The organism is Pseudomonas sp. F-14 TE3623 (genome assembly GCF_053629015.1).
The window spans coordinates 414,772-441,455 of sequence record NZ_JBRJHM010000001.1 but is presented as its reverse complement, the minus strand read 5'-3'; the positions used below and the strand labels follow the sequence as shown (position 1 = coordinate 441,455).

The window sequence follows — 26,684 nt, the reverse complement described above, 5'->3', positions numbered from 1 at the left end:
TGATGTCATCATTGGGCGAAAAACCAGGCGCGCGGCAAGACGCCTGGGACGAATGGGTGCATCCGATGCCAACCTGTTGCGTCTCTAGCTGGGTGCTGATGGCCGATATTGCAGTGCTTCGGCTACGTGGCTGCGACCGATAGCGTCTACTTGTTCCAGATCCGCCAGGGTACGGGCGACTTTCAGTAGGCGGTGAGCCGCACGAAGCGAAAGAGTTAGTCGCTCGCAGGCGCTTTCCAGCCAACCTTCATCTGCTTTGGATAACGCGCAATGCTGGCGTAGCCCTGGCAGGTCGAGAAAGGCGTTGGCGCAGCCCTGACGCTGTTGCTGACGCTCCCTGGCCTGGGCGACCAGGGCAGAAGCGCTGGCCGTGTCGTCACCGGCCTTGATCGGGTTCAGTGCCGTGCTTTCCCGGGCTACGGTCAAATGCAGGTCGATGCGGTCCAGCAAGGGCCCGGACAATTTGTTGCGATAGCGCTGAACCATGTCCGGTGTACAGGTGCAACGGCCGCTCGGCTCGCCAAGATATCCACAGGGGCAGGGATTCATCGCGGCGACCAGTTGAAAGCGCGCCGGAAAGCGCACGCGGTCCTTGGCGCGGGAAATCACGATGTGGCCGGATTCCAGTGGCTCTCTCAGTACCTCCAACACCTTGCGATCAAATTCCGGGAGTTCATCGAGGAAGAGCACGCCATGGTGAGCGAGGGTGATTTCGCCCGGTTGTGGTTTCGAGCCACCGCCCACCAGTGCTGGTCCTGAAGCGGAGTGGTGTGGCTGTCGGAAGGGGCGCTGTGGCCAATGACTCAACGGCACGCAACTGGCGACCGATTGAATCGCCGCCACTTCCAACGCCTCACTCTCGATCAATGGCGGTAGCAGCCCCGGCAGACGACTCGCCAATAACGTTTTCCCCGTCCCCGGCGGTCCGCTGAACAGCAAGTTATGAGCTCCCGCCGCTGCAATCAGCAAGGCGCGTTTGGCCGCGAGTTGCCCCTGCACTTCATTCAAATCGGGGTAGGGTTTGCTGGCGTAGAGCAAGCCATTGGAAGCGTAGGGTTCGATGGGCGTGTGGCCATTGAAATGCGCGACCGCCTCCAGCAAATGATCCACCGCAATCACTTTCAATCCCGAAGCCAGGCAGGCCTCCTCGGCATTCGCTCGCGGCACCACCAGCGTGCGCCCGGCCTTGCGCGCTGCCAGCGCCGCCGGCAACACACCCCGAACCGCCCGCACCGCCCCCGACAGTGCCAACTCTCCCAGGCACTCGACGTCATCCAGCGTCAACGTTGGCACTTGCACACTGGCCGACAGAATCCCCAAGGCAATCGCCAGATCGAACCGCCCGCCGTCCTTTGGCAGATCGGCAGGGGCGAGATTCAAGGTGATGCGTCGCGCCGGAAATTGCAGCCCTGAATTGATGATCGCGCTGCGTACTCGGTCCTTGCTTTCCTTCACGGCGGCTTCGGGCAGCCCGACCATGGTCAGCGACGGCAAGCCGTTGGCCAGATGGACTTCTACGGTGACGGCGGGCGCTTCCACACCGACCTGGGCGCGGCTGTGGACGATGGAGAGGGACATGGTCGTTCCTTGAGCTGTACGGGAACCGCTTCCTGCGGTTTTTTGAAGGGTAGCCGGGGAGTGAGGGTTTAGCGTGGCGGCAAGGGAAGGAAACTTTCGCAGGATGTTGCGAGTGTTGGTGAGCTAATTCGGGAGCTTCGTCAGGCTCGTACCTGCAAGCCAGCCACTCGGTTCAAGTTCTTTGCCCTGAGCAGCGGCGACATCCAAAAAGCGGCGTTGATTGGCCGATACGCTCCCGGCTAACCGGAGTGCCTCAGCATGATATTCAGCGGCGAGTATCAGTTTGGCTTTTTGTTTTTTAGATTTCATAGCGACCTTTTGGATTCGTAGATTGGTTTTTTTTGGGGTCAGTTAGCTTAAGAGGTAGACACGGTTTTGATGCAATGGGAATTGGCGCTTGTTTTTGTAGGACTCGGCTGGATTTCGAAAGCCTTCTGAAGGACTCAGGTAGTCCTTTTCCTAAAGTTTTGAGAGGGGGCCAAGAATCGCAACACCGCGTTTGCATTAGTGAATTCAGGTTATACACTCAAGATTAATGCATAACGTTAAGCTTTAAATTATGATCGTTAGCTTTAAGTGTTCTGAGACCGAGTACCTGTTTCGCAACGGAAAGACCCGTATGTGGTCAGCCATTCTGAGTGTCGTGGAACGAAAGCTGACGATGCTTGATGCTGCTGCCGTGCTGATGGACCTTCGATCACCACCAGGCAATCGATTGGAGGCGCTGGAAGGAGATCGAAAAGGTCAGCACAGCATCCGCATCAACGCTCAATGGCGAATTTGCTTTGTTTGGGGTCTTAACGGGCCAGAGAATGTCGAAATCGTCGATTATCACTGAGGTGAGTAATGACTAAGAATGGTATGCGCCCGGTTCATCCTGGCGAGATCCTCAAAGAGGAATACCTGGAGCCTCTGAGCCTTACGGCTGCGGCCTTGGCCAGAGCGTTGAGCGTTTCGACGCCTACGGTGAACGACATCGTGCTTCAGCGTCGAGGTGTCAGTGCCGATATGGCTCTAAGGCTATCTATCTGCCTGGACACGACTCCCGAGTTTTGGCTGAACCTGCAATCGACATACGATTTGCGAAAAGCCGAGATCGAACGAGGGGCTGCGATCCGGGATCAGGTTGAGCGTCTTCCGCACTGTGCTTGATCCTCTGCTCCTGAACGAACCCCACGCTACGAACGTGGGGTTTTTTTGTCGTTCAGAATGCCTGAAGTATTCGCGACGCACGTTTCCACCACGGCGCATTGACCGAATGCTGTGGCTGTTCTCGATCTGGCAGGATCTGCGGAACATCCTGCAATCGAATCCACGGCTGGTTATTCCAGTGCAGCAAACTCAACGACATTTCCGGCCAATTCAGCAGGCTCAGGATCGGGCGCTCTGTTGAGGTGGGTTGTTGGGCGTCTCTGAGCGCCGGCACCACGTCGTGGGTCAGCCATTCGCGCAGGCCTCGGTATTCGGGGCAGTAGTGGTAGACCAGTAATGCGTAGACACCGGATTCGCTGATCAGCAGTGTGTTTTCGACGGTGCCGTGGATGAGTGTCTGCAGATTCTGGTGCTGGTCGGGATCGAGTTTGCGTAGTGCTCGTTCGTCGAGGAAGAGCCTGAGCAATCGACCGAGGTCGCGGGCGCTGAACCAGGGTTGGTTTTCCAGGAGGAGGGCGTGGAGGTGGAGTTTGTGGCGGGTGAAGATGTGGGGGGTCAGGTAAGTGTCATCGCTATTCATTGATACAGCTCCTTTTGCTAAAGGGGCTGCCGTCAACCGTCGCCAAACGATTGGGTGGCAGCTGTACGCGGGTTGGCGAACCGGAGCAAAAGGAACCCGGCAGACCCGAAGATCTCCCACGCACAGCCGCCATGACTCGATATGGCGGAAATAAACCCGCCATCGGATGGTCGTTGTGCGCCTTAAGCTTCCGGGTCGCCAAACCCAGTGCTGAACATTCAGCAGAAGTGAGCTTAAGAACCGGGGCTTCACGGCGCAATCGGACGGCGGTGCTGATCTTTGTAGGAAGTTGCCGGGATGTTTGCGGGGCTTAAGATCAAAAGATCGCAGCCTTCGGCAGCTCCTACAGAGGTGGTCGTTCCAACGAGGGGCTGCTGGAACATCGTGGTGACTCTATCGCGAGCAGGCTCGCTCCCACATAGACCCCATTGTCAAAGGGGATCGGCGGGGTTACTCGGTCGGTGGATTGAGCTTCGCTTCCAGCTCCGCCACTTTCGCTTCAAGGCTCTCCAACCGTGCGCGGGTCCGCGCGAGCACAACCATCTGGCTATCAAACTCTTCCCGGCTCACCAAGTCTAGCTTGCTGAAGCCGCTCTGCAACAGAGCCTTGAACTGGCTTTCGATTTCGCTTTTCGGCAGTGGGGTGTCGCCGCTGAAGAGGCGGGAGGCGGTGCCGCTCAGGGCGTCGAGGAAGTCTTTGGGCGCGAGCATGGGAAATGTCCTGTCAACAATGGCGGGCAGTGTATCACGCAGTGTCTATAGTCAATCTCGGCGACTGCGATGCACGCTTTTCGCGCATATGGGTGGACGGCCGCGCACTGTTGTTGTGCGTAACTGTTGCGTCAATTGAGCGAAAGGGTCTGCGGCAGCGGCCAAGCACTTGAAATCAATGGGTTTTGGATAGATGGCAAGCTTTCTGCTTAGTCGCTGGTGACCCATGCACTGATGCAGTCGCTGTGACGAATGCAGTGCGCCAAGCGGAACGGGGGAAGTTTCGTGCGGAGTGGTTCGCTGGCGTCGGACGGGCAGGTAGGCCGACGATGCGTTACAAAGCCAGGCACTGCGCTTAGACTTGAGTCGGGTTTGTTTTCCTGGGGCAAGTCCACCAATTCGGGAGAGAGTTTTCATGAAGCTAGTCACTGCCATCATCAAGCCGTTCAAACTGGACGACGTGCGCGAGTCGCTGTCCGAGATCGGCGTGCAGGGCATTACCGTTACTGAGGTCAAAGGCTTCGGTCGGCAGAAGGGTCACACCGAGCTGTACCGCGGCGCGGAGTACGTGGTCGATTTTCTGCCCAAGGTGAAGATCGATGTCGCCATTGACGACAAGGATCTGGACCGGGTTATCGAGGCGATAACCAAGGCCGCCAACACCGGCAAGATCGGTGACGGCAAGATCTTCGTGGTCAATCTGGAACAGGCGATTCGCATCCGTACCGGCGAAACCGATACCGACGCAATCTAAGCCGCCACAAACCCAACGCCCCAGGAGAAAACAATATGACTCTGCGTAAATTCGCAGGGCTAGGAGCCCTGTTGTCCCTCGTAATGCCCGGCCTGGCCATGGCGGCAGACGAAGTGGCGGCCCCAGTCCTCAATTCCGGCGATACCGCCTGGATGATGACCTCGACAGCCCTTGTGCTGTTCATGACCATTCCCGGTCTCGCGCTGTTCTACGGCGGCATGGTTCGCTCGAAAAACATTCTTTCCGTGATGATGCAGTGCTTCGCCATTACCGGTCTGATCAGCATTCTGTGGGTCATTTATGGCTACAGCATTGCGTTCGACACCACCGGCATGGAGCAGGGCGTCGTCAACTTCAACTCGTTCTTCGGCGGCATGGGCAAGGCATTCCTCGCCGGTGTCACGCCTTCGAGCCTGACCGGCCCCGCGGCGTTGTTCCCCGAGGCGGTCTTCATTACCTTCCAGATGACTTTCGCCATCATCACCCCAGCGTTGATCGTCGGTGCTTTCGCCGAGCGGATGAAGTTCTCCGCCATGCTGATCTTCATGGGCATCTGGTTCACCCTGGTTTACGCACCGATTGCGCACATGGTCTGGTCCGGCAACGGCGGCCTGATGTGGGACTGGGGCGTACTCGACTTCGCCGGCGGCACCGTGGTGCACATCAACGCCGGTGTGGCCGGTCTGATTGCCTGCCTGGTGTTGGGCAAGCGTAAAGGTTTCCCGACCACCCCGATGGCTCCGCATAACCTCGGCTACACCCTGATGGGCGCCGCGATGCTGTGGGTCGGCTGGTTCGGCTTCAACGCCGGTTCTGCTGCCGCCGCTAATGGCACCGCCGGCATGGCGATGCTGGTCACCCAGATTGCCACCGCTGCTGCGGCGCTGGGCTGGATGTTTGCCGAGTGGATCACCCACGGCAAACCAAGCGCACTGGGTATCGCTTCGGGTGTTGTGGCCGGTCTGGTTGCAATCACTCCGGCAGCCGGCACCGTGGGCCCGATGGGCGCGCTGGTGATCGGTCTGGCGGCGGGCGTGGTGTGCTTCTTCTGCGCCACCACCCTGAAACGCAAACTCGGTTATGACGATTCCCTGGATGCCTTCGGTGTGCACGGAATTGGCGGTATCCTCGGCGCGATCCTGACCGGTGTGTTCGCGGCACCGGCCCTTGGTGGCTTCGGCCCAGTGACCGACATTGGTGCACAAGTCTGGATTCAGTGCAAAGGCGTGGGCTTCACGGTGATCTACACCGCGATCGTCACTTTCATCATCCTTAAGGTCCTGGACGCCGTCATGGGTCTGCGTGTCACCGAGGAAGAAGAAGCTGTCGGCATCGATCTGGCGCTCCACAACGAACGCGGCTACAACTTGTAAGCACGCGCATAAAAAAATTGCCCGGCTTGCCGGGCATTTTTTTGTCTGGAATTTGTCAGTGGAGGAAGGGCTGAAAGGTTTTTTCTGACACGTTCAGTCGCGTTTGCGACGGGCGTTTTTCTACGGCCAATGGCTTACACGATTGAAGGAATATTAGGGCCTTTGTTTTTTCACAGAGCGCGCTAGAATGCGCCCCGAACGTGCGGAGAACTGTATGTGGCAACAGACTCTGATTACCCTGCGGGCACGGCCCCGGGGCTTTCATCTGGTAACGGATGAATTACTCGCCGGCTTGCCTGAACTCAAGGCGTGTCGGGTCGGTCTGTTGCATTTGTGGCTACAGCATACCTCGGCGTCGTTGACCATCAACGAGAACGCCGATCCGGCGGTACGTCGCGACTTCGAACGATTTTTCAATCGTCTGATCCCACAAGGAACAGACGGCTATGAGCATAACGACGAAGGCCTGGACGACCTCCCGGCGCACTTCAAGGCCAGTGTACTTGGCTGTCAGCTCTGTTTGCCGATCTCGGCAGGCCGACTGGCGTTGGGGACCTGGCAAGGTGTTTATCTGGGCGAGCACCGTGATCACGGCGGTGCCCGTAAAGTCCTCGCCACCGTGCACGGTGAAGGGGCATGAAAACCGCTGGTTACCAGCGGTGGTTGATTTTTTTCCGGCAGCCGTCGACAGACGGCAAAGCTGGGCTATAACTAATCTGCTTTTCGCAAGTCATGAGGTAGAACATGAGCGACGATGATCTGGAAAACGACGACCTCGAAGTAGGCGACGAAGACGAAACCGAAGAAGGCCTTGAAGCGGCGGCAGAAGACGTCGCTGAAGATGACGGCGGTGATACGCCCGTTCCGACTGCCAAAGGCAAGGCCAAGGCTGCGGTATCGGTCGATGAGCTGCCGAGCGTCGAAGCCAAGAACAAGGAACGCGACGCCCTGGCCAAGGCCATGGAAGAGTTTCTGGCTCGGGGCGGCAAGGTGCAGGAAGTGGAGGCCAATGTGGTCGCCGATCCTCCCAAGAAGCCTGATAACAAGTACGGCAGCCGGCCTATCTAAGCGCCTGCTTCTTGCTTGCTGAAAAAGCCCGCCGTCGCTGCGGGCTTTTTCATGGGTGGAACAAAAGTCTTGGGCAGGGCGCGATCCAATGTGGGAGCGGGCTTGCTCGCGAAAGCGGTGTGTCAGCCGACATCAATGGTGGCTGATGCGGCCCCTTCGCGAGCAAGCCCGCTCCCACAGTGTATTTGTGTACTTACACAGGATTAGTGTTGGGCGTTCCACCGCGCCAACAACCCCGGCAATTCGTTCAGGCTCCGAATCTCGGCATCCGGCGCCTTCTCGGCTTCCCACACCTTGCCCGCCGGGTTAAACCAGATTGCCCGCAACCCCGCCTGCTGGGCGCCGGCAATGTCATCGCCGGGATGGTCGCCGATATGCACTGCGGTTTCGGCGGTCGCGCCGCCCCGCTGCAGCGCTTCATGAAACAGTCGTGCATCGGGCTTGGCGATGCCGATGTCTTCGGCGCACAGGGCAAACTTGAAGTAATCCGCCAGCCCCAATCGACGCACATCGGCATTGCCGTTGGTCACCACGCCAAGCGCATAGTGATTGGCCAGAATTTCCAGGGTCGGTTGCACCTCCGGGAAGATCTCCAACTGATGCCGCGCATGCAGAAACACTTCGAAACCCTGATCAGCAAGATCGAACGCTTCGGTGTGTCCATAACCGGCTTCTTCCAGCGCATGGAACAACACCCGCCGACGCAGGGCACTGATGCGATGCTTGAGGCTCGGTTCGTTGCTCAGCACTCGCTCGCGAATCGACCACAGATGCTCCACCGGCACCGCGCCCAGGTTCGGTGCATGCTCGGTCAGCCATTCACGCAATATGGCTTCGGCGCTGACGATCACCGGGGCGGTGTCCCACAGGGTGTCGTCGAGGTCGAAGGTGATCAATTGGATGGTCATGAATCATCGCCTTTAATGCGTTTGGCCCGTGGATGGGCGCTGTCGTAGACCGTCGCCAGGTGCTGGAAGTCCAGGTGGGTATAGATCTGGGTGGTCTTGATGTCCGAGTGGCCGAGCAGCTCCTGCACCGCGCGCAAGTCCTGAGAGGACTCCAGCAAATGGCTGGCGAAGGAGTGTCGCAACATGTGCGGGTGCAGGTTCTGCCCCAGTTCGCGCTCGCCGGCGGCCTTGACCCGTACCTGAATCGCCCGAGGGCCGAGGCGCCGGCCTTGCTGGCTGACAAACACCGCGTCGTCCGCCGGGTTGGTCATGGCTCGTAGCGGCAGCCACAACTCCAGCGCTTCGCGAGCCTTTTTGCCCACTGGCAACAGTCGAGTCTTGCTGCCCTTGCCGAGCACCTGGACCATGCCGTCAGCCAGGTCCAACTGATCAAGATTGAGCCCGGTCAGTTCGGAGAGGCGCAGGCCAGAGGAATAGAACAGTTCCAGAATCGCCTGATCCCGACGCGCCAGAAAATCATCCTCTACCGCGCCCTCAAGCAGTTGCAGTGCGCGATCAGTGTCGAGGGTCTTCGGCAGGCGACGTTCGCCCTTGGGCGGTGCCAGGCCATTGGCCGGGTCGTGGTCGCACAGACCTTCGCGGTTCAGATAGTGATAGAGCCCGCGCACTGCCGACAGCAGCCGCGCCAGACTGCGGGATGATTGGCCTTGGGAATGCAGGCGAGCGATCAGGCTGCGCAGGCGCTGGATGTCCAGCGCGGCCCAGCTGTCGATGTTCTGTTTGACACACCAGCCCAGCACTTTGTCGAGGTCGCGGCGGTAGGCGTACAGTGTGTGCGGCGACACCTGCCGCTCACTGCGCAGGTGTTCGCAGTAAGCGCCCAGTTGTCGTTCCATGGTCAGCGTACCGAGCGCAGGGAGCTATTGACCCGTGGCAGCACGCGGCCCATGACTTCGGCGATGTAACTCAGGAACAGCGTGCCCACCGAGCTCTTGTAGTGCTGCGGATCACGGCTGGCGATGGCCAGAACGCCGTGGATGCCCTGGTGGCTGATGGCGACGACGGCGGTGGAGCCAATTTGCTTGCGCTGTTCTTCACCGAACAGGAAGTCCAGTTCATGCTCACGCAGGCTGCCGCTGACGCTCTTGTCTTCCGAGAGCAAGCCGCCGATGGCCGTTTGCGCGTCGGCATGCGTCACCCAACGGCCCACCGGCATCGGGTTGTCGCCCAGCAGAATCAGGCTGACGAAGGGCACCTGGAAGTCTTGCCGCAGACTGTCTTCAACGCTGATCACCACATCTTCCAGGCTGGTGGCGTCCATCAGCGCGAGAATCAGGCGGCGGGTCTTGTCGAAGAGTCGATCGTTGTCGCGGGCCACGTCCATCAATTGCGAGAGGCGGTGGCGCATCTCGATATTGCGGTCGCGCAGAATCGTCATCTGGCGTTCGACCAGCGAAATGGTGTCGCCGCGCTGGTGCGGAATGCGCAGGGCCGGCAGCAGTTCTTCATGCTCGATGAAGAAATCCGGATGAGCCTCCAGGTACGCGGCAATCGCCGCCGCCTCAAGGCTTTCGGAAGGAGATTCGTCGGGCTGTAGGGCGGGAACCTGAGGCTTGTCGGTCATGGATTTGGCTCACTCAAAGACGCACTTGTCCTTCGTATACGCGCACTGCCGGGCCGGTCATCATGACCGGTTGGCCAGGGCCTGCCCATTCAATGGACAGACGCCCGCCGGGCAGGTCGATCAATAGCGGCGAATCCATCCACCCCTGGCTGATCGCGGCCACTGCAGCAGCACAGGCGCCGGTTCCGCATGCCTGGGTTTCCCCGGCCCCGCGTTCCCAGACGCGCAACTGCGCGCGGCTCCGGTCGATGACCTGGAGAAAACCGACATTGACCCGCGCCGGGAAGCGCGGGTGATGTTCGATTTTCGGCCCCAGTTCATGCACCGGTGCGTTGTTGATGTCGCTGACCCGCAACACGGCATGGGGGTTGCCCATGGACACCGCGGCCAGTTCGACCGTGGTGCCGTCGACGTCGACTTGATAGCTCAAGGCCTGGCTCGGGGCTTCGAACGGAATCTCAGCCGGTACCAGGCGCGGGGCGCCCATGTTGACGCTGATCTGGCCATCGTTGCGGATGTCCAATTCGATGATGCCGCTTTTGGTCTCGACGCGAATCAGCCGCTTGGCGGTCAGGCGCTTGTCGAGCACGAAGCGGGCGAAACAGCGCGCACCGTTGCCGCACTGTTCCACTTCGGAGCCGTCGGCGTTGAAGATCCGGTAGCGGAAATCCACGTCCGGGTTGCTGGGCGCTTCGACGATCAGCAACTGATCGAAACCGATCCCCGTGTGCCGATCGCCCCATTGCTTGGCGTGTTTTGGCAGGATGTGCGCGTGCTGGCTGACCAGGTCGAGAACCATGAAGTCATTGCCCAGGCCGTGCATCTTGGTAAAACGCAGCAGCATGGTTTTACTCCGGCAGCAGGCTTTCGCCAGCAAACAACTCGGCTACCGTCTCACGGCGACGCACTTCAAATGCCTGATCACCGTCCACTAACACCTCAGCGGCACGGCCGCGGGTGTTGTAGTTGGAACTCATGACAAACCCATAGGCACCGGCCGAATGCACGGCCAACAGATCGCCTTCTTCCAGGGCCAGCTTACGATCCTTGGCCAGGAAGTCGCCGGTTTCGCAGATCGGGCCGACGATGTCGTAGGCACGAGCGGCGCTGTCGCGCGGGCGCACGGCGGTGACGTCCATCCAGGCTTGATACAGCGCCGGGCGGATCAGGTCGTTCATGGCCGCGTCGACGATGGCGAAGTCTTTGTGCTCGGTGTGCTTGAGGTACTCGACCTGGGTCAGCAGCACGCCGGCGTTGGCGACGATGAAGCGGCCCGGCTCGAACACCAGCGCCAGGTCACGACCGTCGAGACGTTCGCGCACGGCTTTGATGTAGTCGGCAGCCAAGGGCGGCTCTTCATCGCGATAACGCACGCCCAAACCACCACCGAGATCGATGTGGCGCAGGTAAATGCCGCAATCACCGAGGCGGTCGACCAGGCCCAGCAGGCGGTCGAGGGCGTCGATGAACGGCGGCAGGGTGGTCAGTTGCGAACCGATGTGGCAATCGACGCCGACCACTTCCAGGTTAGGCAGTTGTGCGGCACGGATGTACACGTCTTCGGCGTCGGCGATGGCGATGCCGAACTTGTTTTCCTTGAGACCGGTGGAGATGTACGGGTGAGTGCCGGCATCGACGTCCGGGTTCACGCGCAACGAGATCGGCGCGCGAACGCCCAGCTCGGCGGCCACCACTTGCAGGCGTTCGAGCTCATCGGTGGACTCGACGTTGAAGCAATGCACGCCGACTTCCAGCGCCCGACGCATGTCGTCACGGGTCTTGCCGACACCGGAGAACACGATCTTGTCAGCAGTGCCGCCAGCGGCCAGTACGCGTTCCAGTTCGCCACGGGAAACGATGTCGAAACCGGCGCCCAAACGCGCCAGGACATTCAGTACACCCAGGTTGGAGTTGGCCTTGACCGCAAAGCAGACCAGGTGCGGCATGCCGGCCAGCGCATCGGCGTAAGCCAGGTATTGGGCTTCGATGTGGGCACGGGAGTAGACGTAGGTCGGTGTACCAAAGCGTTCGGCGATGGCGGACAGTGCAACACCTTCCGCGAACAGCTCACCGTCACGGTAGTTAAAAGCGTCCATAGCGTTCCCTTAGTAGACGTCGTGCTTGTGTGCCTTGGAGGCAGGCTGCTGTTGCGAGGACTTGGCCTGCTCGGCAGGATCCTGGTTCTCATCAGGCAGGTACAGCGGGCCTTTTTGACCACAGGCCGACACAAGACAGGCAACCGCGACGAGCGCAGCAAGGGAAGAGATCAGGCGCTTCATGGCGAAATCCTTGAAAATGCGTTAATTGCGCCGGAGTATACCGGCCACCCGGCAGCTTGCCTATGCGACGCGCCTCCCGTCCGGCGGGCCTTTGCCTGATGCCGGCCAGCCAGGTGCATTCCATTGTGGGAGCGAGCCTGCTCGCGAAGGCGTAGTGTCAGTCATCATTGATGTTGAATATGATGACCTCTTCGCGAGCAGGCTCGCTCCCACAGGTTTCGTGATCGCCATGGGTCGTTATCCTTTGCAATCACCGGGGCTCGCCCGTATCTTGCGGCGCTTGAGCGTGAGTAGACACTTTTTGAGGTTCCCGCAATGAGTTTGACTGAAGCCCGTTTCCACGACCTGGTCGATGCAACCCAGCAGTCGCTGGAGGATATTTTCGACGAGAGTGGCCTGGATATCGATCTGGAGAGCTCGGCCGGTGTGCTCACCGTCAAATTCGAAAACGGCACCGCGCTGATCTTTAGTCGCCAGGAGCCATTGCGTCAGCTGTGGCTGGCGGCGGTATCCGGCGGCTTCCACTTTGATTACGACGCAGAAAGCGAGCGCTGGATGTGTGACAAGAGTGAAGAGCAGCTCGGTGAGATGCTTGAGCGCATCGTCAAGCAGCAAGCCGATGTCGAACTCGATTTCGAAGGTCTGTGAGATCGTGACCCAGCCTGCGCCCGTTCGTCCGCCCAAACCGCTTTACAGCAATGTCAGCCCGGCGGTGCCTTCGCCGTGCAGCGGTGTGTGTCGGCTGGATGAACAGAAGGTCTGCCTGGGGTGTTTCCGCCATGTTGAAGATATTCGCGAATGGCGCTCGGCGGATGATGAGCGGCGGCGGGTGATTTGTGCGCAGGCTGTTCAGCGAAAATCTGCGATCTGATCACTCTATTGGGTAGCGATGCTTACCTGTGGCGAGGGGGCTTGCCCCCGCTGGGTCGCGAAGCGGCCCCAAAAAGCTAACGACTGCTGCGCAGCCGAACGGGGCGGTGCGGCGTTCCGACAAGCCCCCTCGCCACAAAGTTACTCGCCAACCCTAAAGAGGGCGTTCAGCGGCCTGACTTGTATATTTATTGAGCTGTGATAGTGTCCAGAGACGCCTCAACCCATCGAGGCTCGTGAAAACCCCGCCTTTTTCTGGCGGGGTTTTGCTTTTTTCGTGCAGAAGAAAGGAGTCTGCCCTGATCATGACCGCACCTTCCATCACCCTTACCCGTCTGGACGTACAACGTCTGGAGCGCCTGATCGACAGCCTGGATGACACGCTGCCGGGCGTTATCGCGCTGCAAACCGAACTGGATCGCGCCGATACTCTGGTCGGTCACGATGAAGTGCCCGCCGATGTCGTGACCATGAATTCCCGTGTGCATTGCTGTGAAGAGAGCAGCGGCAAGGACTATCACCTGACGTTGGTTTACCCCAAGGATGCCAACGCCGACGAAGGCCGGATTTCCATTCTGGCGCCGGTGGGCAGTGCTTTGCTCGGTCTGAAGGTTGGCCAGCACATCGACTGGCCGGCACCAGGCGGCAAGACCCTCAAACTGACCCTGCTGGAAGTTGAATCGCAGCCTGCTCATGGCGGCGACTTCCCGGAATAACATCCCTTCAGACCTGCTCGAGTGCCTCGTTCAGTGCGCGCTCCAGGTCGGCCTTGTAGCGCAGATACAGCTGGCTTGAACCCTGACCATCACCGAGCAGGCCCGACAGGTCCAGGTCGGTGATGTAGCAGCGATATCGTTCGGCCTCGCGGCGCTGCTCGACGATTTCCCGGGCGACTACACTGAACAATTGGTCGCCATATTCCAGCTCTGAAAACTCCCGCTGATTGCAATACAACGTGACCTGTACCTGTCCAGGTGCGGCTTTGCCGACGATCGCCTGCACGTCATAGAACGGTTTGTTGACCGGGGTTTGCGGCGCCGGCAGGGCTTCGACCCGACGCGCCCGTGCGGTACCTGAAGGCAACAACTGGTAATACAAAGTGTCCAGGCTCAGTGGCTGGGCTGCGTCCATCGGCAGCAAGGCATCGCGCCGGTACTGGATCGATTGCAGGAAGCGTTGCAGCGGCACCAACAGGCTTTGCTCGTCGTGATAAGGCAAACGCTGCTGCCACAGGGCATTGAATTCATCCAATACATACACATCGGCCTGGTGTTCGTTGATCCGGTAGAACACCTGAACGCAGTCGGGTTGCCCCATGGGCAGGATCAACGCCAGATCGTGGTCTTCCAGTGCCATCGGGTCCAGATGAAACGGGCTGTAGCTGGCTAGTTCTTCGCCGAGGTAGTCGAACAGCGCCGGCAGGGTGGCGAGGGCGACGTGATTGACCTGCCCGGGCATCAGCTCCAGCACGTGGTAATGCTGCTGGACCTGAATCAGGTAACGATGATTGAGTTTGCTCAGTAGCAGGTTGTGCGCGGTGTCGAGGATTTCTTCGACCCGCCGGGCAATGAATTGCGCGCGGTTGTGGCAGAAACAACGCACCCGCAGTTTGGGCTGTTGTGGCCCGTCCGGCAGGTTGTTGAGGTAATCGCGCAGGCAGTCGAGCAGGGCGTGGGGGCCATCAAATCGGCTGACCAGCACCTCGTTCCAGCTGTTGAGCGTGACCTGATCCAGGGTCAGCACCAGGTTTTCCCGCACGCCGGCATAGCTCAGGGAATCGGTGCGTTCGGTAGTCATCAGAATATTCAGGTCGCGATGGTGCTTGAGCGGATCGATGCCGACATTCACCAGAATCAGTACTTCGCTCGGCACACTGGCGCGCAGCAAAGGCTCTTCGGAGACAGTAGTCAAAGGCAGGGCGATGCTTTGTTGCAGGCTGCCGAGCAGGTTGAACAGTTCGAACTCGCTCAAGTCGCTGGTGCCGGGGTGCAGGGCCAGGCGGGTGCTGCTGTCGATCACGCCGTTGCGGTGGCACCAGGTGAGCAGTTCCAGTAACTGACGGCTGCGCTTGATCGGCGCGAAATGCTCCCACTCGTGGGCGGCCAGGCTGCCGTTGTACAAACCCCATTGGGTTTGCCCCGGTTCTTTCTTGTTGGGTGCCTGCACCAGCGTCAGGGTGTCTTCGGCCAGATCGGGAGCGATGCCAGGGTTGATGAATTCGACCTTGTCGGCCTTGCGCTCGAAGGCCGCATACAGCCGCCGGCCCAGCACATTGAGGTCGCGCTTGTTGATCAGGCTGACGGTCTGCTCATTGCGGGCAAACTGCGTCAGGAAGCGGTAGCTGTAATTCAGCTCGCCCACCAGGGCTCGGCGTTCGGCGCTGACCTGGCGGACTTTCCACTGGCTGCGGCTGTCGAGCAATGCGAGCTGACGCTGATCCCAATGCCATTCGTTGGCCAGGCGTTCGAGCAATGAACGCTGCCAGCTCTGGGTACGACTGCTGCTGCCAGTGAGCTTGCGGTTGACCTTCAAGTACAGCGCGCGGCGTACCAGCTCCAGTCGTTCCGGTTCGCCCCGGGCCGTGAGGTACTCCTCGATGCGCCGGTAAACCACGACGTATGGATCCAGTTCATCGAGGTCCAGTTGATTGGCAAACACCGCCTGCTTGAAGCGCAGGCTCAGGCACTGGACCTTGGGGTGTTCGCTGGCGTAGACCTCGGTCAGCAGCAGTTTGAGCACCGATTTGTAGGGTGACTCGATGCCTTTGAACAACTGCCAGAGCCCGGCACCGATGAACTCCCCTGGCGGGATATACGAAAGATGCCCCAGGTCCAGAGTCTCGTCGGCACGGATGAAGCGCTTGGATAACAGCGTGTGGGTGTAGCGGTCATACGCCGCCTCTTCGTAAACCGGCACCAGCCACCAGATGGGTGTGCGGCCGGCCAGCCAGATCGCGGTGCGGTAGAACTCGTCCAGCAGCAGATAGTGCTGGGTGGTGCCGCAGTCTTCTGAACTCAGTTGGGTATCGCGCTCGCCGAGCACGAAGCGAGCAGGGTCGATCAGAAAGAAATGCGCCTCGGCACCCTGGCTGGCGGCCCATATCTCAAGCAACTGGCATTTCTTGCGCAGCTCTGTGAGCTCGCTTTCGCTCAAGTCCGGCCCGTGACAGACCCATACGTCCATGTCGCTCTGATCGGCTTGGGCCAAGGTGCCGAGGCTACCCATCAGGAACAGACCGTGAATCGGTCGTGGCGGATTGCTGCCGTGGCGCGGCTTGTAGGAAAACGAGCGCGTCAGGCGCTGGGCTTCTGCGAGGGCGTTGGCGTCTGGTTCGAAATTCGACAGCCCGGCCGGGGTGCTACCCGAAACGTAACCCGGCAATAGCGGATGATTAACGTGGAAAAACAGCGGCAGCAGGGTCAGAACCGTTTGCTGGCGGGTCGACAACCCTTCCATGGCACGGGCCATGCGACCCTCGTTGAGCTTCAGAAAACGGGCGCGCAGCTGGCTGAGAACCTTGCGGTCGATTCCCTCGTCCAGATCGGGGCGGATTTCATGGGTACGGGTCATGTCAGCTCAATCCGGCTCGCGGGGCTCGGACGTGGAGGGCTCGGGATGAGGGGCAGTTTAGCGCCTCGGCCCCGGGACTTTTAAGCTGATTTTGTATTTCTGGCGTCAGGTTCCTATCGCAGGGCGACAGCGGGCACCAAAGTGTGCCCGCGGAAATCCCGTGACAGAGGTTTCCGTGGGCGATGCGGTGAGGCTCAGGCTGTTTCGCGCACGGACAGAATGGTTAGAACGGTTTGCACATTTTGTGCAGCGTCACGCCCTAGGCTGGTCAGATAACCGCCATCGGGCTGGGTGATCAATTCTTTGTCGAACAGTCTTTGGGCAGCGGCAATGGCTTTCGGGGCAGCGGTCTGATGAATTTTCAAACCTTCCTGGGAACTGTCCAGGTTGAAGAGGGCGAGGATTTCCAGTTCGGCAACCAACTCAGGGGTAAGCGACATAAGGACTCCAGACTTTCTAGGAATTGGACGATAGCGCTCCTAAGGTGATCCCACTCGCGCAGCATGTCCAGTGCTCGTAACAGGGTTTTTTCGCCTTGGGGTGGTTTCCAGTTTAGTCAGCGTCTGGGGGAAGGCGGTATTGATTGGTGACAATCTATGTGGAGGCGGGCTTCTATGGCGAAAGGGCTTGTCTGTGGCGAGGGGGCTTGCTCCCGTTGGGTCACGAAGCGGCCCCAAAAGCTTTGCGACTGCTACGCAGCCGAACGGGTGCAAGCTCCCTCGCCACAAAAGCCCCGTGACAGGGCTGGCTTATTTCTTTTCCGGCGGCAACTCTGGCAGAGCGCGCAGCGCAGCTTCGTACCATTCGGTATTGAACGCGCGGTCTTCTTCGAGGATCGCGTCGATTTCCACCGCGAGCACGTGGGCCATCAGGCTGAGGATTTCTTCACGCTCGTAGCCTACCAGGGTCAGCTTGTTGAAGGTCGCCTTGGCTGCTGGCGGGTTATCGCTTTCGATCTGGTTCTCGATCGCTTCGATCAGCGTCGTTTCAGTGAACTCTTCTTCATCGTTGTCGATATCGTTTGGCTCGCTCATGGCAGGCTCCTCAAGGAAAGGCAGCCAGTTTACCTGCATTCAGCGCTGTGATGCTGCTGGCAAGAAGTGCCCCGGCGTTCTATAACTGGCGCTGCCAACCCCCTGCACGGCCTGGAGGCTAAGTAATGCTCAAGCTTTATGGATTTTGCGTCAGCAACTACTACAACATGGTCAAGCTGGCGTTGCTGGAGAAGGGACTGCCATTTGAAGAAGTGCCGTTTTACCCAGGCACTACCCCCGAGGCGCTAGCCATCAGCCCTCGTGGAAAGGTTCCAGTGCTGGGCGTCGAACAAGGTTTCATCAATGAATCCAGCGTGATTCTCGAGTACCTCGAGCAGAGCCAGAAAGGCACGCCGCTGCTGCCGAGCGATCCTTACGAGCGAGCGCAGGCCCTGGCTTTGGCCAAGGAAATCGAGCTGTACATCGAACTGCCAGGACGCGCCTGTTACCCCGCGGCGTTTTTCGGCATGACGGTACCGGACGCTATCCAGGAAAAGACCAAGGCTGAGTTACTGCTGGGGTTTGCCTCGCTGGGCAGGCACGGCAAGTTCGCCCCTTATGTGGCGGGTGACAGCCTGAGCGTGGCCGACCTGTATTTCCTCTACAGCGTGCCGTTGGCGCGTGCCGTGGCGCAGAAGCTGTTTGATATCGATCTGTTGGCCGAGATGCCGGCGGCCAGGGCGCTGCTGGAGCGTCTGGAGCAGAATCCGCATGTGCAGCGGATCGCAAAGGACAAGGACGCGGCGATGCCAGCGTTTCTGGAGATGGTCGCGTCCAAAAAGTAGACGTGTAACGATCTTGAGAATGCCTTCGCGGGCAAGCCTCGCGCTACAGGACAAACACAGTCCCTGTAGGAGCGAGGCTTGCCCGCGAAGCTTTTAACGGCTGGCGAGCAATGCCTGACCGCGAGCAACAGCCTTCTTGACCTGCGCCGGTGCAGTCCCGCCGATGTGGTCACGGGCATTCACCGAGCCTTCGAGGGTCAGCACGGCAAATACGTCCTGCTCGATCTGATCGCTGAACTTGCGCAGTTCTTCCAGGCTCATTTCCGCCAGGTCCTTGCCGCTTTCCACGCCGTACTTCACGGCATGGCCAACGATCTCGTGGCAATCACGGAACGGCAGGCCACGGCGCACCAGATAGTCAGCCAGGTCGGTGGCGGTGGAGAAACCGCGCAGAGCCGCTTCGCGCATCATCGCGTGCTTGGGCTTGATCGCCGGGATCATGTCGGCAAAGGCCCGCAGCGAATCGCGCAGGGTGTCGGCGGCGTCGAACAGCGGTTCCTTGTCTTCCTGGTTGTCCTTGTTGTAGGCCAGTGGCTGGCCTTTCATCAGGGTCAGCAGGCCCATCAGCGCGCCGAATACCCGGCCAGTCTTGCCGCGAACCAGCTCCGGCACGTCCGGGTTTTTCTTTTGCGGCATGATCGAGCTGCCGGTGCAGAAACGGTCCGGCAGATCGATGAACTGGAACTGCGCGCTGGTCCACAACACCAACTCTTCGGAGAAACGCGACAAGTGCATCATTGCGATGCTCGCGGCCGAGCAGAACTCAATGGCGAAGTCGCGATCGGACACGTTGTCCAGGGAGTTACCGCCGACAGCGTCGAAGCCCAGCAGTTGAGCGGTGTACTCGCGATCGATCGGGTAAGTGGTGCCGGCCAGTGCGGCGCTGCCCAGCGGCATGCGGTTGGTGCGCTTGCGGCAGTCGACCAGACGCTCGTAGTCGCGGCTGAGCATTTCGAACCAGGCCTGCATGTGATGCCCGAAGGTCACCGGCTGCGCGGTTTGCAGGTGAGTGAAGCCTGGCATGATGCTTGCGGCTTCGCGCTCGGCCTGCTCCAGCAAGCCTTGTTGCAGGCGGGTGATTTCGCTGAGGATCAGGTCGATCTCGTCACGCAGCCACAGGCGGATGTCGGTGGCGACCTGGTCGTTACGGCTGCGGCCGGTGTGCAGCTTTTTACCGGTGACGCCGATGCGGTCGGTCAGACGCGCCTCGATGTTCATGTGCACGTCTTCAAGGTCGATGCGCCAGTCGAACTGGCCGGCCTCGATTTCACCCTGGATGGTGTTCAGGCCATCGATGATGCTGTCACGCTCGGCATCGGTCAGCACGCCGACCTTGGCCAGCATGCTGGCGTGGGCGATCGAGCCCATGATGTCGTGGCGATACAGGCGCTGGTCGAAGGTGACGGAGGCGGTGAAGCGGGCGACGAAGGCGTCGACGGGTTCACTGAAGCGGCCGCCCCAGGACTGATTGGTCTTGTCAGTGCTCATGAATTCGCTCGTATCGGCTTGAAGAAAGATGGCGTGAAACGCTGATGCGGATAATAACAGGGTTGCCAATCCTGTCGCTGACACTGGTCGACAGGTTTTTTTCTCATCGGGCGACCCCTGCTTGCAGCAAGCGATACGGAAATTGCGCAACGATATTTTTCAATTGAGCAATATCGTCCCGGCAACCGTCTACAGTTGGACAGAGGATCAGCGCACTTCTCGATGCTGCAGCTGACTATAGAGAGAAGAGGGGTGTTCATATTGTGTATCAGCAAACCCTACGGCGATGCCTCGCCAGTGCGGGCCTGGGCCGCCAGTCACGCGGCAGATAAAAATTTAGCCGTCGGTCTCGCGGCACTTTTTGGCCCTCGCGCTAGTCTTAGCGTGGATCGCGGTGACGGACGTCACTTCACCTGTCTACGCTATCCTTGTGCGAGACTCACGCAGGAATCCAGCGCAATATGAATGTCCTGATCGTTGATGACGAACCCCTGGCCCGCGAGCGCCTGAGCCGAATGGTTGGCGAACTCGAGGGATACAATGTCCTGGAGCCCAGCGCCACGAACGGCGAAGAGGCGTTGGCACTGATCGACAGTCACAAACCGGATATCGTGCTGCTCGATATTCGCATGCCGGGCCTCGATGGCCTGCAAGTGGCTGCACGATTGTGCGAACGCGAAACCCCGCCCGCCGTGGTGTTCTGCACCGGGCCCGATGAATTTGCCGTGGAAGCCCTACAGGCCAGCGCCGTGGGTTATCTGGTGAAGCCAGTGCGCACAGAACAGTTACACGAAGCATTAAAGAAAGCCGAGCGACCCAATCGTGTCCAACTCGCGGCCTTGACTCGCCCGGCGGCCGAAACCGGTAGCGGTCCGCGCAGCCACATCAGCGCCCGCACCCGAAAAGGCATCGAGCTGATTCCGTTGGGTCAGGTGGTCTACTTCATTGCCGACCACAAGTACGTCACCTTGCGTCATGAAGGCGGTGAAGTGCTGCTCGACGAACCACTCAAGGCCCTCGAAGACGAATTTGGCGACCGTTTCGTGCGGATCCACCGCAATGCACTGGTTGCTCGCGAACGCATCGAGCGGTTGCAACGCACGCCCCTGGGGCATTTCCAGCTGTTTCTCAAAGGCCTGAACGGCGATGCCCTGATCGTCAGTCGACGCCATGTGGCCGGCGTGCGCAAAATGATGCAACAGCTTTAATCCGCCATTCAGGGCGGATTTCTACCCTATTACCGGACATTGAGGGCCAGGGAGGCCACGCAGTTTCTGATACAAGTCAAAGTGGATTTGGCTGAGCTGTTATTATCTGCCGTATCTATTCAGTACGGATTGATCCATGTCCTCTCGCGAAATCCGCATCGCCACCCGCAAAAGTGCTCTCGCCCTGTGGCAGGCCGAATACGTCAAGGCTCGTCTGGAAGAGGCCCATCCGGGCCTGCTCGTGACGCTGGTTCCCATGGTCAGTCGAGGCGACAAGCTGCTCGATTCGCCGCTGTCGAAAATCGGCGGCAAGGGCCTGTTCGTCAAGGAACTGGAAACCGCGCTGCTGGAAAACGCAGCCGACATCGCCGTGCATTCCATGAAAGACGTGCCGATGGACTTCCCCGAAGGCCTCGGTCTGTTCTGCATCTGCGAGCGCGAAGACCCGCGCGATGCATTTGTCTCCAACACATACGCCAGCCTGGATGAGTTACCGCCAGGCAGCATCGTCGGCACCTCCAGCCTGCGTCGCCAGGCGCAATTGTTGGCCCGCCGCCCGGACCTGGAAATCCGCTTCCTGCGCGGTAACGTCAACACTCGCCTGGCCAAGCTCAATGCCGGCGAATACGACGCCATCATCCTCGCCGCAGCGGGTTTGATTCGCCTGGGCTTCGAAGACCGCATCACTTCGGCCATCAGTGTCGAAGACAGTCTGCCGGCCGGTGGCCAAGGCGCAGTCGGTATCGAATGCCGTAGCGCCGACACTGAAATCCACGCGCTACTGGCGCCGCTGCATCATCAGGACACGGCCATTCGTGTGACTGCCGAACGTGCTCTCAACAAACATTTGAATGGCGGCTGCCAGGTGCCGATCGCTTGCTACGCCGTGCTTGAAGGCGAGCAGATCTGGTTGCGTGGGTTGGTGGGTGATCCGAGCGGTGGCCTGTTGCTCAGCGCCGAGGCCCGGGCGCCACGGGCTGATGCCGAGGCTTTGGGTGTGCAAGTGGCCGAAGACCTGCTGAGCCAGGGCGCTGCGGACATTCTGAAAGCAGTCTATGGCGAGGCAGGTCACGAGTGACTGGCTGGCGCCTGTTGCTGACGCGCCCTGCGGATGAATCGGTGGCGCTTGCCCGTGTGCTGGCCGACGCGGGGGTTTTCAGCAGCAGCTTGCCGCTTTTGGATATCGAGCCGATTCCCGCCTCTGACACAATGCGCGAAGTGATTCAGAACCTGGATGGCTATTGCGCGGTGATCGTGGTCAGCAAGCCGGCCGCCAGAGTCGCTGTCGATCTGCTCAATCAGTACTGGCCGCAGCCACCGATTCTGAAGTGGTTCAGCGTGGGCGCGGCGACCGCGCAGATCCTCGAGGATAACGGGCTGGATGTGAGCTTCCCGGTCGACGGCGACGACAGCGAAGCCTTGCTGGAGCTTGCGTCGTTGCGCGAGGCTGTCAATCGACCCGATCCGCGAGTGCTGATCATGCGCGGAGACGGTGGGCGTGAGCTGCTGGCTGAGCGTTTACGCGAGCTTGGTGCTAGTGTCGAGTATCTGGAGTTGTACCGACGCGGTTTGCCGCAGTACCCGTCGGCAACGCTGCCTGACCGGATCAAGGCGGAACGCTTGAACGGGCTGGTGGTCAGCAGTGGACAGGGTTTTGAGCACCTGCACCGATTGGCTGGCGATACCTGGCCGAGCATGGTGCGGCTGCCGTTGTTTGTTCCAAGCCCCAGGGTCGCCGAGTTGGCACGCGCCGCCGGGGCCCAAACAGTTGTGGATTGTCGTGGCGCCAGTGCCGCGGCATTGCTGGCGGCGTTACGGGAACACCCCGTGCCCGTTTTCTAATGCAAAGGATGGATACGTGAGCGAAACAGCCTTGCCTAAAGATGACGTCCGGCCCGTGCTTGATGCACCGGCTGATGCACCGGTTGAAACTGCGCCACCTGCTGTTGAGCAGCGCCGAGGCAATGGGTTGGCAATCGTCGCGCTGCTGTTAGGCGCTGCCGGTGTTGCCGTGGGCGGTTGGGGAGTCTGGCAGGTGCGTCACCTGCAAGCCAATAACCAGCAACAGTTGAGTCAGGTTCAGGCGCTGAACGATCAGGCCCAGAGCCTGAAGCTCAACGAGCAACGCCTGACGGCTCGCCTTGAGCAAATGCCGGCCGCCGAGGAACTCGACGCGCGCAGCCGCTTGGTCACTCAACTTCAAGGCGATCAGCAACGCTTGAATCAACGCCTGGAAACCGTCCTCGGCGCGAGCCGCAAGGACTGGCGTCTGGCTGAAGCCGAGCACTTGCTGCGTCTGGCCAGCCTGCGTCTGTCGGCGTTGCAGGACATCAGCAGCGCCCAGGCCCTGGTGCAAGGCGCCGATGAAATTCTCCGTGAACAGAACGACCCGGGGGCTTTCGCCGCTCGCGAGCAAGTGGCCAAAACCCTGGTAGCCCTGCGCAGTACCGAACAGCCGGATCGCACTGGGTTGTTCCTGCGACTGGGGGCCTTGCGCGACCAGGTGATCAACCTCACCGAGCTGGCGCCTGAGTACAAGGACCGTGGCGAATCCCTGCTGGGCCTGACCGCCGATGGCGACGGTGCCAGTCGCTGGGCACAATGGTGGGATCAGATCTCGCGTTATATCCGCATCGATTTCAACGCCGACAAGAATGTCCGGCCGTTGTTGGCAGGGCAGAGCCTGAGCCAGGTGCGTCTGGCCCTGAGCCTGGCGCTGGAGCAGGCGCAATGGGCCGCGCTCAATGGCCAGGCCGCGGTTTACACCCAGGCGCTGGCCGAGGCGCGGGACGTGCTCAAGGGCAACTTCAACCCGGACAACCCTCAGAGCAAAATCATGCTCGAGCAGGTGGTCGAGTTGAGCAAGCAGCCGGTCACGGTGGTCACGCCAGATCTGACGGGCACGTTGAGTTCGGTGCAGGCCTATCTTGAGCGGCGCAACGTCAACGCCGAGGAGTCGGTGAAACCTCTGGCCAAACCTGCCGCGAGCACGATGCAGGAGGCCACGCCATGAAGCGCCTCTATGTGATCGTGTTCGTGGTCATCGCTGCCGCCGCCGCGCTGGGATTGGCGATTGCCGAGCATTCCGGCTACGTGCTGATCGCCTACAAGAGCTTCCGTTACGAATCGAGCCTGTGGGCAACCCTGGCTCTGGTGGTCGTGCTGTGGCTGGTGTTCTGGGGCATCAAGGCGTTGATCGAGCTGGTGACGACTTCCGGTGGAGTGGTCAATCCATGGTCACGGCGCAATCGCAGTCGGCGGGTGCAAGTAGCGATCGAGCACGGTCAGCTGGATTTGGCCGAGGGCCGTTGGGCCAGTGCGCAGCGTCATCTGTATCGCGCAGCGGAAGCCGAGCGGCAGCCGTTGCTCTACTACCTCGGTGCCGCCCGCGCCGCGAACGAACAAGGTCACTACGAGGAAAGCGACAACCTGCTGGAGCGCGCCCTCGAGCGGCAGCCCCAGGCCGAGCTGGCAATTGCCTTGAACCATGCCCAATTGCAGACTGATCGCGGCGACACTGAAGGCGCGCTGGTGACCCTGCAAGCCATGCACGAGCGTCATCCTCATAACGTCCAGACCTTGCGCCAGTTGCAACGCCTGCTTCAGCAGCGGGGCGACTGGTCGGCAGTGATTCGCTTGTTGCCGGAGTTACGCAAGGACAAGGTATTGCCACCGGCCGAACTGGCTGAGCTGGAGCGCCGGTCCTGGGGTGAAAATCTTTCGTTGGCGGCACACCGGGAAGAGGACGGAACGGTCGGTTTGCAATCGCTCAATCGCGCCTGGCAGCAACTCACCGCCGCTCAGCGCCAGGAACCGCAACTGGTGCTGGCCTATGCCGAGCAATTGCGGCAACTGGGGGCGCAGGTCGAGGCCGAGGAGGTCCTGCGTGCAGCCCTCAAGCGCAAATACGACAGCCATCTGGCACGCCTGTACGGGCTGGTTCGCGGCAGCGATCCGGCCAGGCAACTGCACACCGCCGAGGGTTGGCTCAAGGATCATCCCGCCGACCCGAGCCTGTTGCTGACGTTGGGCCGTTTGTGTCTGCAAAGCAGTCTGTGGGGCAAGGCCAGGGATTATCTGGAGAGCAGCCTGCGTGTACAGCGCAACCCTGAAGCCTGCGCCGAACTGGCGCGGTTGCTGGCGCAACTGGGTGACACCGAACGCAGTAATCAGCTGTTCCAGGAGGGCTTGGGTCTGCTTGATGAACGCTTGCTGGCGGCACCGCTGCCGGTGCCGGCTCACGCCTGATTCCCGCCCCTGTAGCAGCAGGCTGCGCCAGCTGCTACAGGGGCGGGAATCGCTTCGAATCCGCCACTGTTTCAGCGTTGTAGTCCTTTGCCGGCAAAGTCCTACAGAGGACTACATCAAATCCTCTCGACCCTGTCGGGAATTCCCTACACTTCTGGTGAAGTGTCCGTGGTGGTCTGCCTTGAAAGGCTGCTGCGCTTTCCTCTACCGTAACCGCCTGTCTCTACTGTTACGGAAAAGCCATGTCTTTGGCCTGCTCACGCTCCTTGTTTTTCATGGTTTTCATTGCAGGTGCCCTGGCCTTGGGCGTTTCCTATTACCTGGAATATGCGGTCGGCCTCAAGCCTTGCGGGTTGTGCCTGTTGCAGCGGGTTTGCCTGGCGCTGCTCACGGGTGTCTGCCTGGTGGCTTCAGTGCAGGGGCCTGGCCGCTTCGGGTCGTTCCTGTATTGGCTTCTGGGTCTGCTCTGCAGTCTGGCGGGGACCATCACTGCATGGCGGCAGGTGGTGTTGCAGAGCGATCCGGTGCATCAGCTATCGGCGTGCTCGACTGACCTGGCCGATCTGTTCGCCAGTACGCCCTGGCTGTGTGTCGTGCAGCGAATGTTCAAAGGAACCGCCGATTGCGCGGAAATTTCCTGGACGCTGTTCGACCTGAGTATCCCGGAGTGGAGTCTGCTGTTCTTCGTTGCGATGATGATTCTGGGCGGGCATCAGTTGCTGCGCCTTGTCTGGATCGCGTGTCAGCGACCGCTCAGCGGCGAGTCGTCGCACCGGGTACTGGCGGGCGATTAAACACTTGTATGAACTTTATCTCCTGCGTACCTTGAAGCCATAGGCGCGCGGGCATAATCTGGCCCGCACGTGTCATTGGATTTATGTTGCTCGAATGACGCTCTGCCTGGTCGATTCTTGATCTTCAAGTGTGCGACAGGTGTAGAGCAGCATGACCCACAAGGGAAGAGAGAATCACCATGCTCGAAAGTTGTCAGAATGCTCAGGAACGTTGGGGTGGAGTGCATCTGCTGATCGATCGCTGGTTGCAGGAGCGTCACGAACTGGTTCGGGCCTATGACGCTCTCGGCGCCAAGCCCGAAGCTCTGGGCGAGAACCGAAAACCGTTGCAGGAATTCTGCGGCGTGCTGGTCGACTACGTGTCTGCCGGGCATTTCGAGATTTACGAACAGCTGACGGGCGAAGCCAAGGCGTTCGGTGATACTCGCGGTCTGGAATTGGCCGAGACAATTTACCCGCGCATCGACGTCATCACCGAGAAGCTGCTGGCGTTCAACGACCTGTGTGATGCCGGCAAGTGTGTCGCGGAGAAATTCAAGGAGCTGGGTGGCTTGTTGCACGAACGCTTCGAACTGGAAGACTGCCTGATCGAAGTGCTGCACACCGCTCACAAAGAAGAGGATTCGGTTCAGGCCTGAACCTTATCCAGCAACACCCTCA

The 26,684-nt window shown here is 60.0% G+C and carries 31 protein-coding genes; 17 read left to right on the top strand and 14 right to left on the bottom strand.

From position 1 onward, the window contains the following. Positions 1-84 precede the first annotated feature (84 nt). Both AB7M29_RS02055 and AB7M29_RS02050 read right to left on the bottom strand, forming a co-directional pair. Positions 85-1,578, bottom strand: a complete 1,494-nt coding sequence (locus tag AB7M29_RS02055; RefSeq protein ID WP_217856846.1) for a YifB family Mg chelatase-like AAA ATPase — start codon at positions 1,576-1,578, stop codon at positions 85-87. A 123-nt stretch (positions 1,579-1,701) separates the two neighbouring features. Next, positions 1,702-1,887 carry a hypothetical protein gene (locus AB7M29_RS02050; RefSeq protein ID WP_454246226.1) on the bottom strand — a complete coding sequence of 62 codons (186 nt, stop codon included), beginning with the start codon at positions 1,885-1,887 and terminating at the stop codon, positions 1,702-1,704. 250 nt (positions 1,888-2,137) lie between these two features. Here AB7M29_RS02050 and AB7M29_RS02045 point away from each other — a divergent pair, with 250 nt between their 5' ends. Further along, positions 2,138-2,416, top strand: a complete 279-nt coding sequence (locus AB7M29_RS02045) for a type II toxin-antitoxin system RelE/ParE family toxin (RefSeq protein ID WP_123499512.1) — start codon at positions 2,138-2,140, stop codon at positions 2,414-2,416. Positions 2,417-2,424: 8 nt separating this feature from the next. Continuing rightward, on the top strand, positions 2,425-2,730 hold the full coding sequence (locus AB7M29_RS02040; RefSeq protein WP_030129123.1) for a HigA family addiction module antitoxin: 306 nt from the start codon (positions 2,425-2,427) through the stop codon (positions 2,728-2,730). Between the two features lie 52 nt (positions 2,731-2,782). On the opposite strand, the gene AB7M29_RS02035 is transcribed toward AB7M29_RS02040, so the two are convergent. Together AB7M29_RS02035 and AB7M29_RS02030 are read right to left on the bottom strand one after the other, a co-directional pair. Further along, a complete protein-coding gene (locus AB7M29_RS02035) occupies positions 2,783-3,310 on the bottom strand; it encodes a BRO-N domain-containing protein (protein ID WP_217856845.1) in 528 nt (175 codons plus the stop codon). Positions 3,311-3,760: 450 nt separating this feature from the next. After that, positions 3,761-4,021 (bottom strand): accessory factor UbiK family protein, encoded by a 261-nt coding sequence (locus AB7M29_RS02030; protein WP_008007559.1) that lies wholly within the window; start codon positions 4,019-4,021, stop codon positions 3,761-3,763. Positions 4,022-4,436: 415 nt separating this feature from the next. Between AB7M29_RS02030 and glnK the strand changes: the two genes are divergently transcribed. The 4 genes from glnK to sutA all read left to right on the top strand — a co-directional run bounded on the left by glnK (position 4,437) and on the right by sutA (position 7,216). Continuing rightward, a complete protein-coding gene (gene glnK / locus AB7M29_RS02025; protein ID WP_002555808.1) occupies positions 4,437-4,775 on the top strand; it encodes a P-II family nitrogen regulator in 339 nt (112 codons plus the stop codon). 35 nt (positions 4,776-4,810) lie between these two features. Beyond that, complete coding sequence (locus tag AB7M29_RS02020) at positions 4,811-6,148, top strand: ammonium transporter (RefSeq protein ID WP_454246225.1); 1,338 nt, start codon at positions 4,811-4,813, stop codon at positions 6,146-6,148. Between the two features lie 214 nt (positions 6,149-6,362). After that, positions 6,363-6,788 carry a secondary thiamine-phosphate synthase enzyme YjbQ gene (locus AB7M29_RS02015; RefSeq protein ID WP_217856843.1) on the top strand — a complete coding sequence of 142 codons (426 nt, stop codon included), beginning with the start codon at positions 6,363-6,365 and terminating at the stop codon, positions 6,786-6,788. Positions 6,789-6,892: 104 nt separating this feature from the next. Next, positions 6,893-7,216 (top strand): transcriptional regulator SutA, encoded by a 324-nt coding sequence (gene sutA / locus AB7M29_RS02010; protein WP_030129119.1) that lies wholly within the window; start codon positions 6,893-6,895, stop codon positions 7,214-7,216. Positions 7,217-7,419: 203 nt separating this feature from the next. Here the strand turns inward: sutA and AB7M29_RS02005 are convergent, their stop codons facing one another. The 6 genes from AB7M29_RS02005 to lptM are packed head-to-tail and all read right to left on the bottom strand — an operon-like array spanning position 7,420 to position 12,027. Beyond that, positions 7,420-8,124 (bottom strand): HAD family hydrolase, encoded by a 705-nt coding sequence (locus tag AB7M29_RS02005; RefSeq protein WP_454246224.1) that lies wholly within the window; start codon positions 8,122-8,124, stop codon positions 7,420-7,422. Further along, the gene (gene xerC / locus AB7M29_RS02000; protein WP_217856841.1) at positions 8,121-9,020 is read right to left on the bottom strand and encodes a tyrosine recombinase XerC; all 900 of its coding nucleotides are present in this window, start codon (positions 9,018-9,020) and stop codon (positions 8,121-8,123) included. Before xerC ends, AB7M29_RS02005 begins: the two co-directional genes overlap by 4 nt. 2 nt (positions 9,021-9,022) lie before the next feature. Continuing rightward, a complete protein-coding gene (locus AB7M29_RS01995) occupies positions 9,023-9,748 on the bottom strand; it encodes a DUF484 family protein (RefSeq protein ID WP_123360915.1) in 726 nt (241 codons plus the stop codon). A gap of 13 nt (positions 9,749-9,761) precedes the next feature. After that, positions 9,762-10,592, bottom strand: coding sequence for a diaminopimelate epimerase (dapF, locus tag AB7M29_RS01990; RefSeq protein WP_038980780.1), 831 nt, complete (start codon positions 10,590-10,592; stop codon positions 9,762-9,764). 4 nt (positions 10,593-10,596) lie between these two features. After that, the gene (lysA, locus tag AB7M29_RS01985) at positions 10,597-11,844 is read right to left on the bottom strand and encodes a diaminopimelate decarboxylase (RefSeq protein WP_454246223.1); all 1,248 of its coding nucleotides are present in this window, start codon (positions 11,842-11,844) and stop codon (positions 10,597-10,599) included. Positions 11,845-11,853: 9 nt separating this feature from the next. Continuing rightward, positions 11,854-12,027 (bottom strand): LPS translocon maturation chaperone LptM, encoded by a 174-nt coding sequence (lptM, locus tag AB7M29_RS01980; RefSeq protein ID WP_123720251.1) that lies wholly within the window; start codon positions 12,025-12,027, stop codon positions 11,854-11,856. 315 nt (positions 12,028-12,342) lie between these two features. Here lptM and cyaY point away from each other — a divergent pair, with 315 nt between their 5' ends. The 3 genes from cyaY to rnk all read left to right on the top strand — a co-directional run bounded on the left by cyaY (position 12,343) and on the right by rnk (position 13,613). Next, positions 12,343-12,675: an iron donor protein CyaY gene (gene cyaY / locus AB7M29_RS01975; RefSeq protein WP_217856837.1), complete on the top strand. Its 333-nt coding sequence runs from the start codon at positions 12,343-12,345 to the stop codon at positions 12,673-12,675. Between the two features lie 4 nt (positions 12,676-12,679). Next, the gene (locus AB7M29_RS01970; protein WP_052964523.1) at positions 12,680-12,898 is read left to right on the top strand and encodes a DUF1289 domain-containing protein; all 219 of its coding nucleotides are present in this window, start codon (positions 12,680-12,682) and stop codon (positions 12,896-12,898) included. Positions 12,899-13,202: 304 nt separating this feature from the next. Further along, the gene (gene rnk / locus AB7M29_RS01965; RefSeq protein ID WP_454246222.1) at positions 13,203-13,613 is read left to right on the top strand and encodes a nucleoside diphosphate kinase regulator; all 411 of its coding nucleotides are present in this window, start codon (positions 13,203-13,205) and stop codon (positions 13,611-13,613) included. Between the two features lie 7 nt (positions 13,614-13,620). Here rnk and AB7M29_RS01960 read toward each other — a convergent pair whose 3' ends face one another. From AB7M29_RS01960 to AB7M29_RS01950, 3 genes are all read right to left on the bottom strand, one after another. Then, positions 13,621-16,467, bottom strand: coding sequence for a class I adenylate cyclase (locus AB7M29_RS01960; protein ID WP_217856836.1), 2,847 nt, complete (start codon positions 16,465-16,467; stop codon positions 13,621-13,623). Positions 16,468-16,661: 194 nt separating this feature from the next. Continuing rightward, on the bottom strand, positions 16,662-16,907 hold the full coding sequence (locus AB7M29_RS01955; RefSeq protein ID WP_007894898.1) for a TIGR02647 family protein: 246 nt from the start codon (positions 16,905-16,907) through the stop codon (positions 16,662-16,664). Between the two features lie 309 nt (positions 16,908-17,216). Continuing rightward, positions 17,217-17,501 (bottom strand): hypothetical protein, encoded by a 285-nt coding sequence (locus AB7M29_RS01950; protein ID WP_052964526.1) that lies wholly within the window; start codon positions 17,499-17,501, stop codon positions 17,217-17,219. Between the two features lie 125 nt (positions 17,502-17,626). On the opposite strand from AB7M29_RS01950, the gene AB7M29_RS01945 reads away from it, so the two are divergent. Beyond that, positions 17,627-18,286 carry a glutathione S-transferase family protein gene (locus AB7M29_RS01945; protein ID WP_217856835.1) on the top strand — a complete coding sequence of 220 codons (660 nt, stop codon included), beginning with the start codon at positions 17,627-17,629 and terminating at the stop codon, positions 18,284-18,286. A gap of 93 nt (positions 18,287-18,379) precedes the next feature. Here AB7M29_RS01945 and argH read toward each other — a convergent pair whose 3' ends face one another. Continuing rightward, complete coding sequence (gene argH / locus AB7M29_RS01940; protein ID WP_454246221.1) at positions 18,380-19,774, bottom strand: argininosuccinate lyase; 1,395 nt, start codon at positions 19,772-19,774, stop codon at positions 18,380-18,382. 461 nt (positions 19,775-20,235) lie between these two features. On the opposite strand from argH, the gene AB7M29_RS01935 reads away from it, so the two are divergent. The 7 genes from AB7M29_RS01935 (at position 20,236) to AB7M29_RS01905 (ending at position 26,662) form a co-directional block, all read left to right on the top strand. Beyond that, entirely contained in the window at positions 20,236-20,982 is a 747-nt protein-coding gene (locus AB7M29_RS01935; RefSeq protein ID WP_007899317.1) for a LytR/AlgR family response regulator transcription factor, read from the top strand. 136 nt (positions 20,983-21,118) lie between these two features. Next, a complete protein-coding gene (hemC, locus tag AB7M29_RS01930) occupies positions 21,119-22,060 on the top strand; it encodes a hydroxymethylbilane synthase (protein WP_448094258.1) in 942 nt (313 codons plus the stop codon). Continuing rightward, positions 22,057-22,824 carry a uroporphyrinogen-III synthase gene (locus AB7M29_RS01925; protein WP_454246220.1) on the top strand — a complete coding sequence of 256 codons (768 nt, stop codon included), beginning with the start codon at positions 22,057-22,059 and terminating at the stop codon, positions 22,822-22,824. The genes hemC and AB7M29_RS01925 overlap by 4 nt, the downstream gene beginning before the upstream one ends. 16 nt (positions 22,825-22,840) lie before the next feature. After that, entirely contained in the window at positions 22,841-23,995 is a 1,155-nt protein-coding gene (locus AB7M29_RS01920) for a uroporphyrinogen-III C-methyltransferase (protein ID WP_217856832.1), read from the top strand. Next, on the top strand, positions 23,992-25,230 hold the full coding sequence (locus AB7M29_RS01915) for a heme biosynthesis HemY N-terminal domain-containing protein (protein ID WP_454246219.1): 1,239 nt from the start codon (positions 23,992-23,994) through the stop codon (positions 25,228-25,230). Before AB7M29_RS01920 ends, AB7M29_RS01915 begins: the two co-directional genes overlap by 4 nt. A gap of 242 nt (positions 25,231-25,472) precedes the next feature. Next, complete coding sequence (locus tag AB7M29_RS01910) at positions 25,473-26,024, top strand: disulfide bond formation protein B (RefSeq protein WP_052964532.1); 552 nt, start codon at positions 25,473-25,475, stop codon at positions 26,022-26,024. 179 nt (positions 26,025-26,203) lie between these two features. Continuing rightward, positions 26,204-26,662: an Rsd/AlgQ family anti-sigma factor gene (locus AB7M29_RS01905; protein WP_007899333.1), complete on the top strand. Its 459-nt coding sequence runs from the start codon at positions 26,204-26,206 to the stop codon at positions 26,660-26,662. The last annotated feature ends 22 nt before the right edge of the window (positions 26,663-26,684 follow it).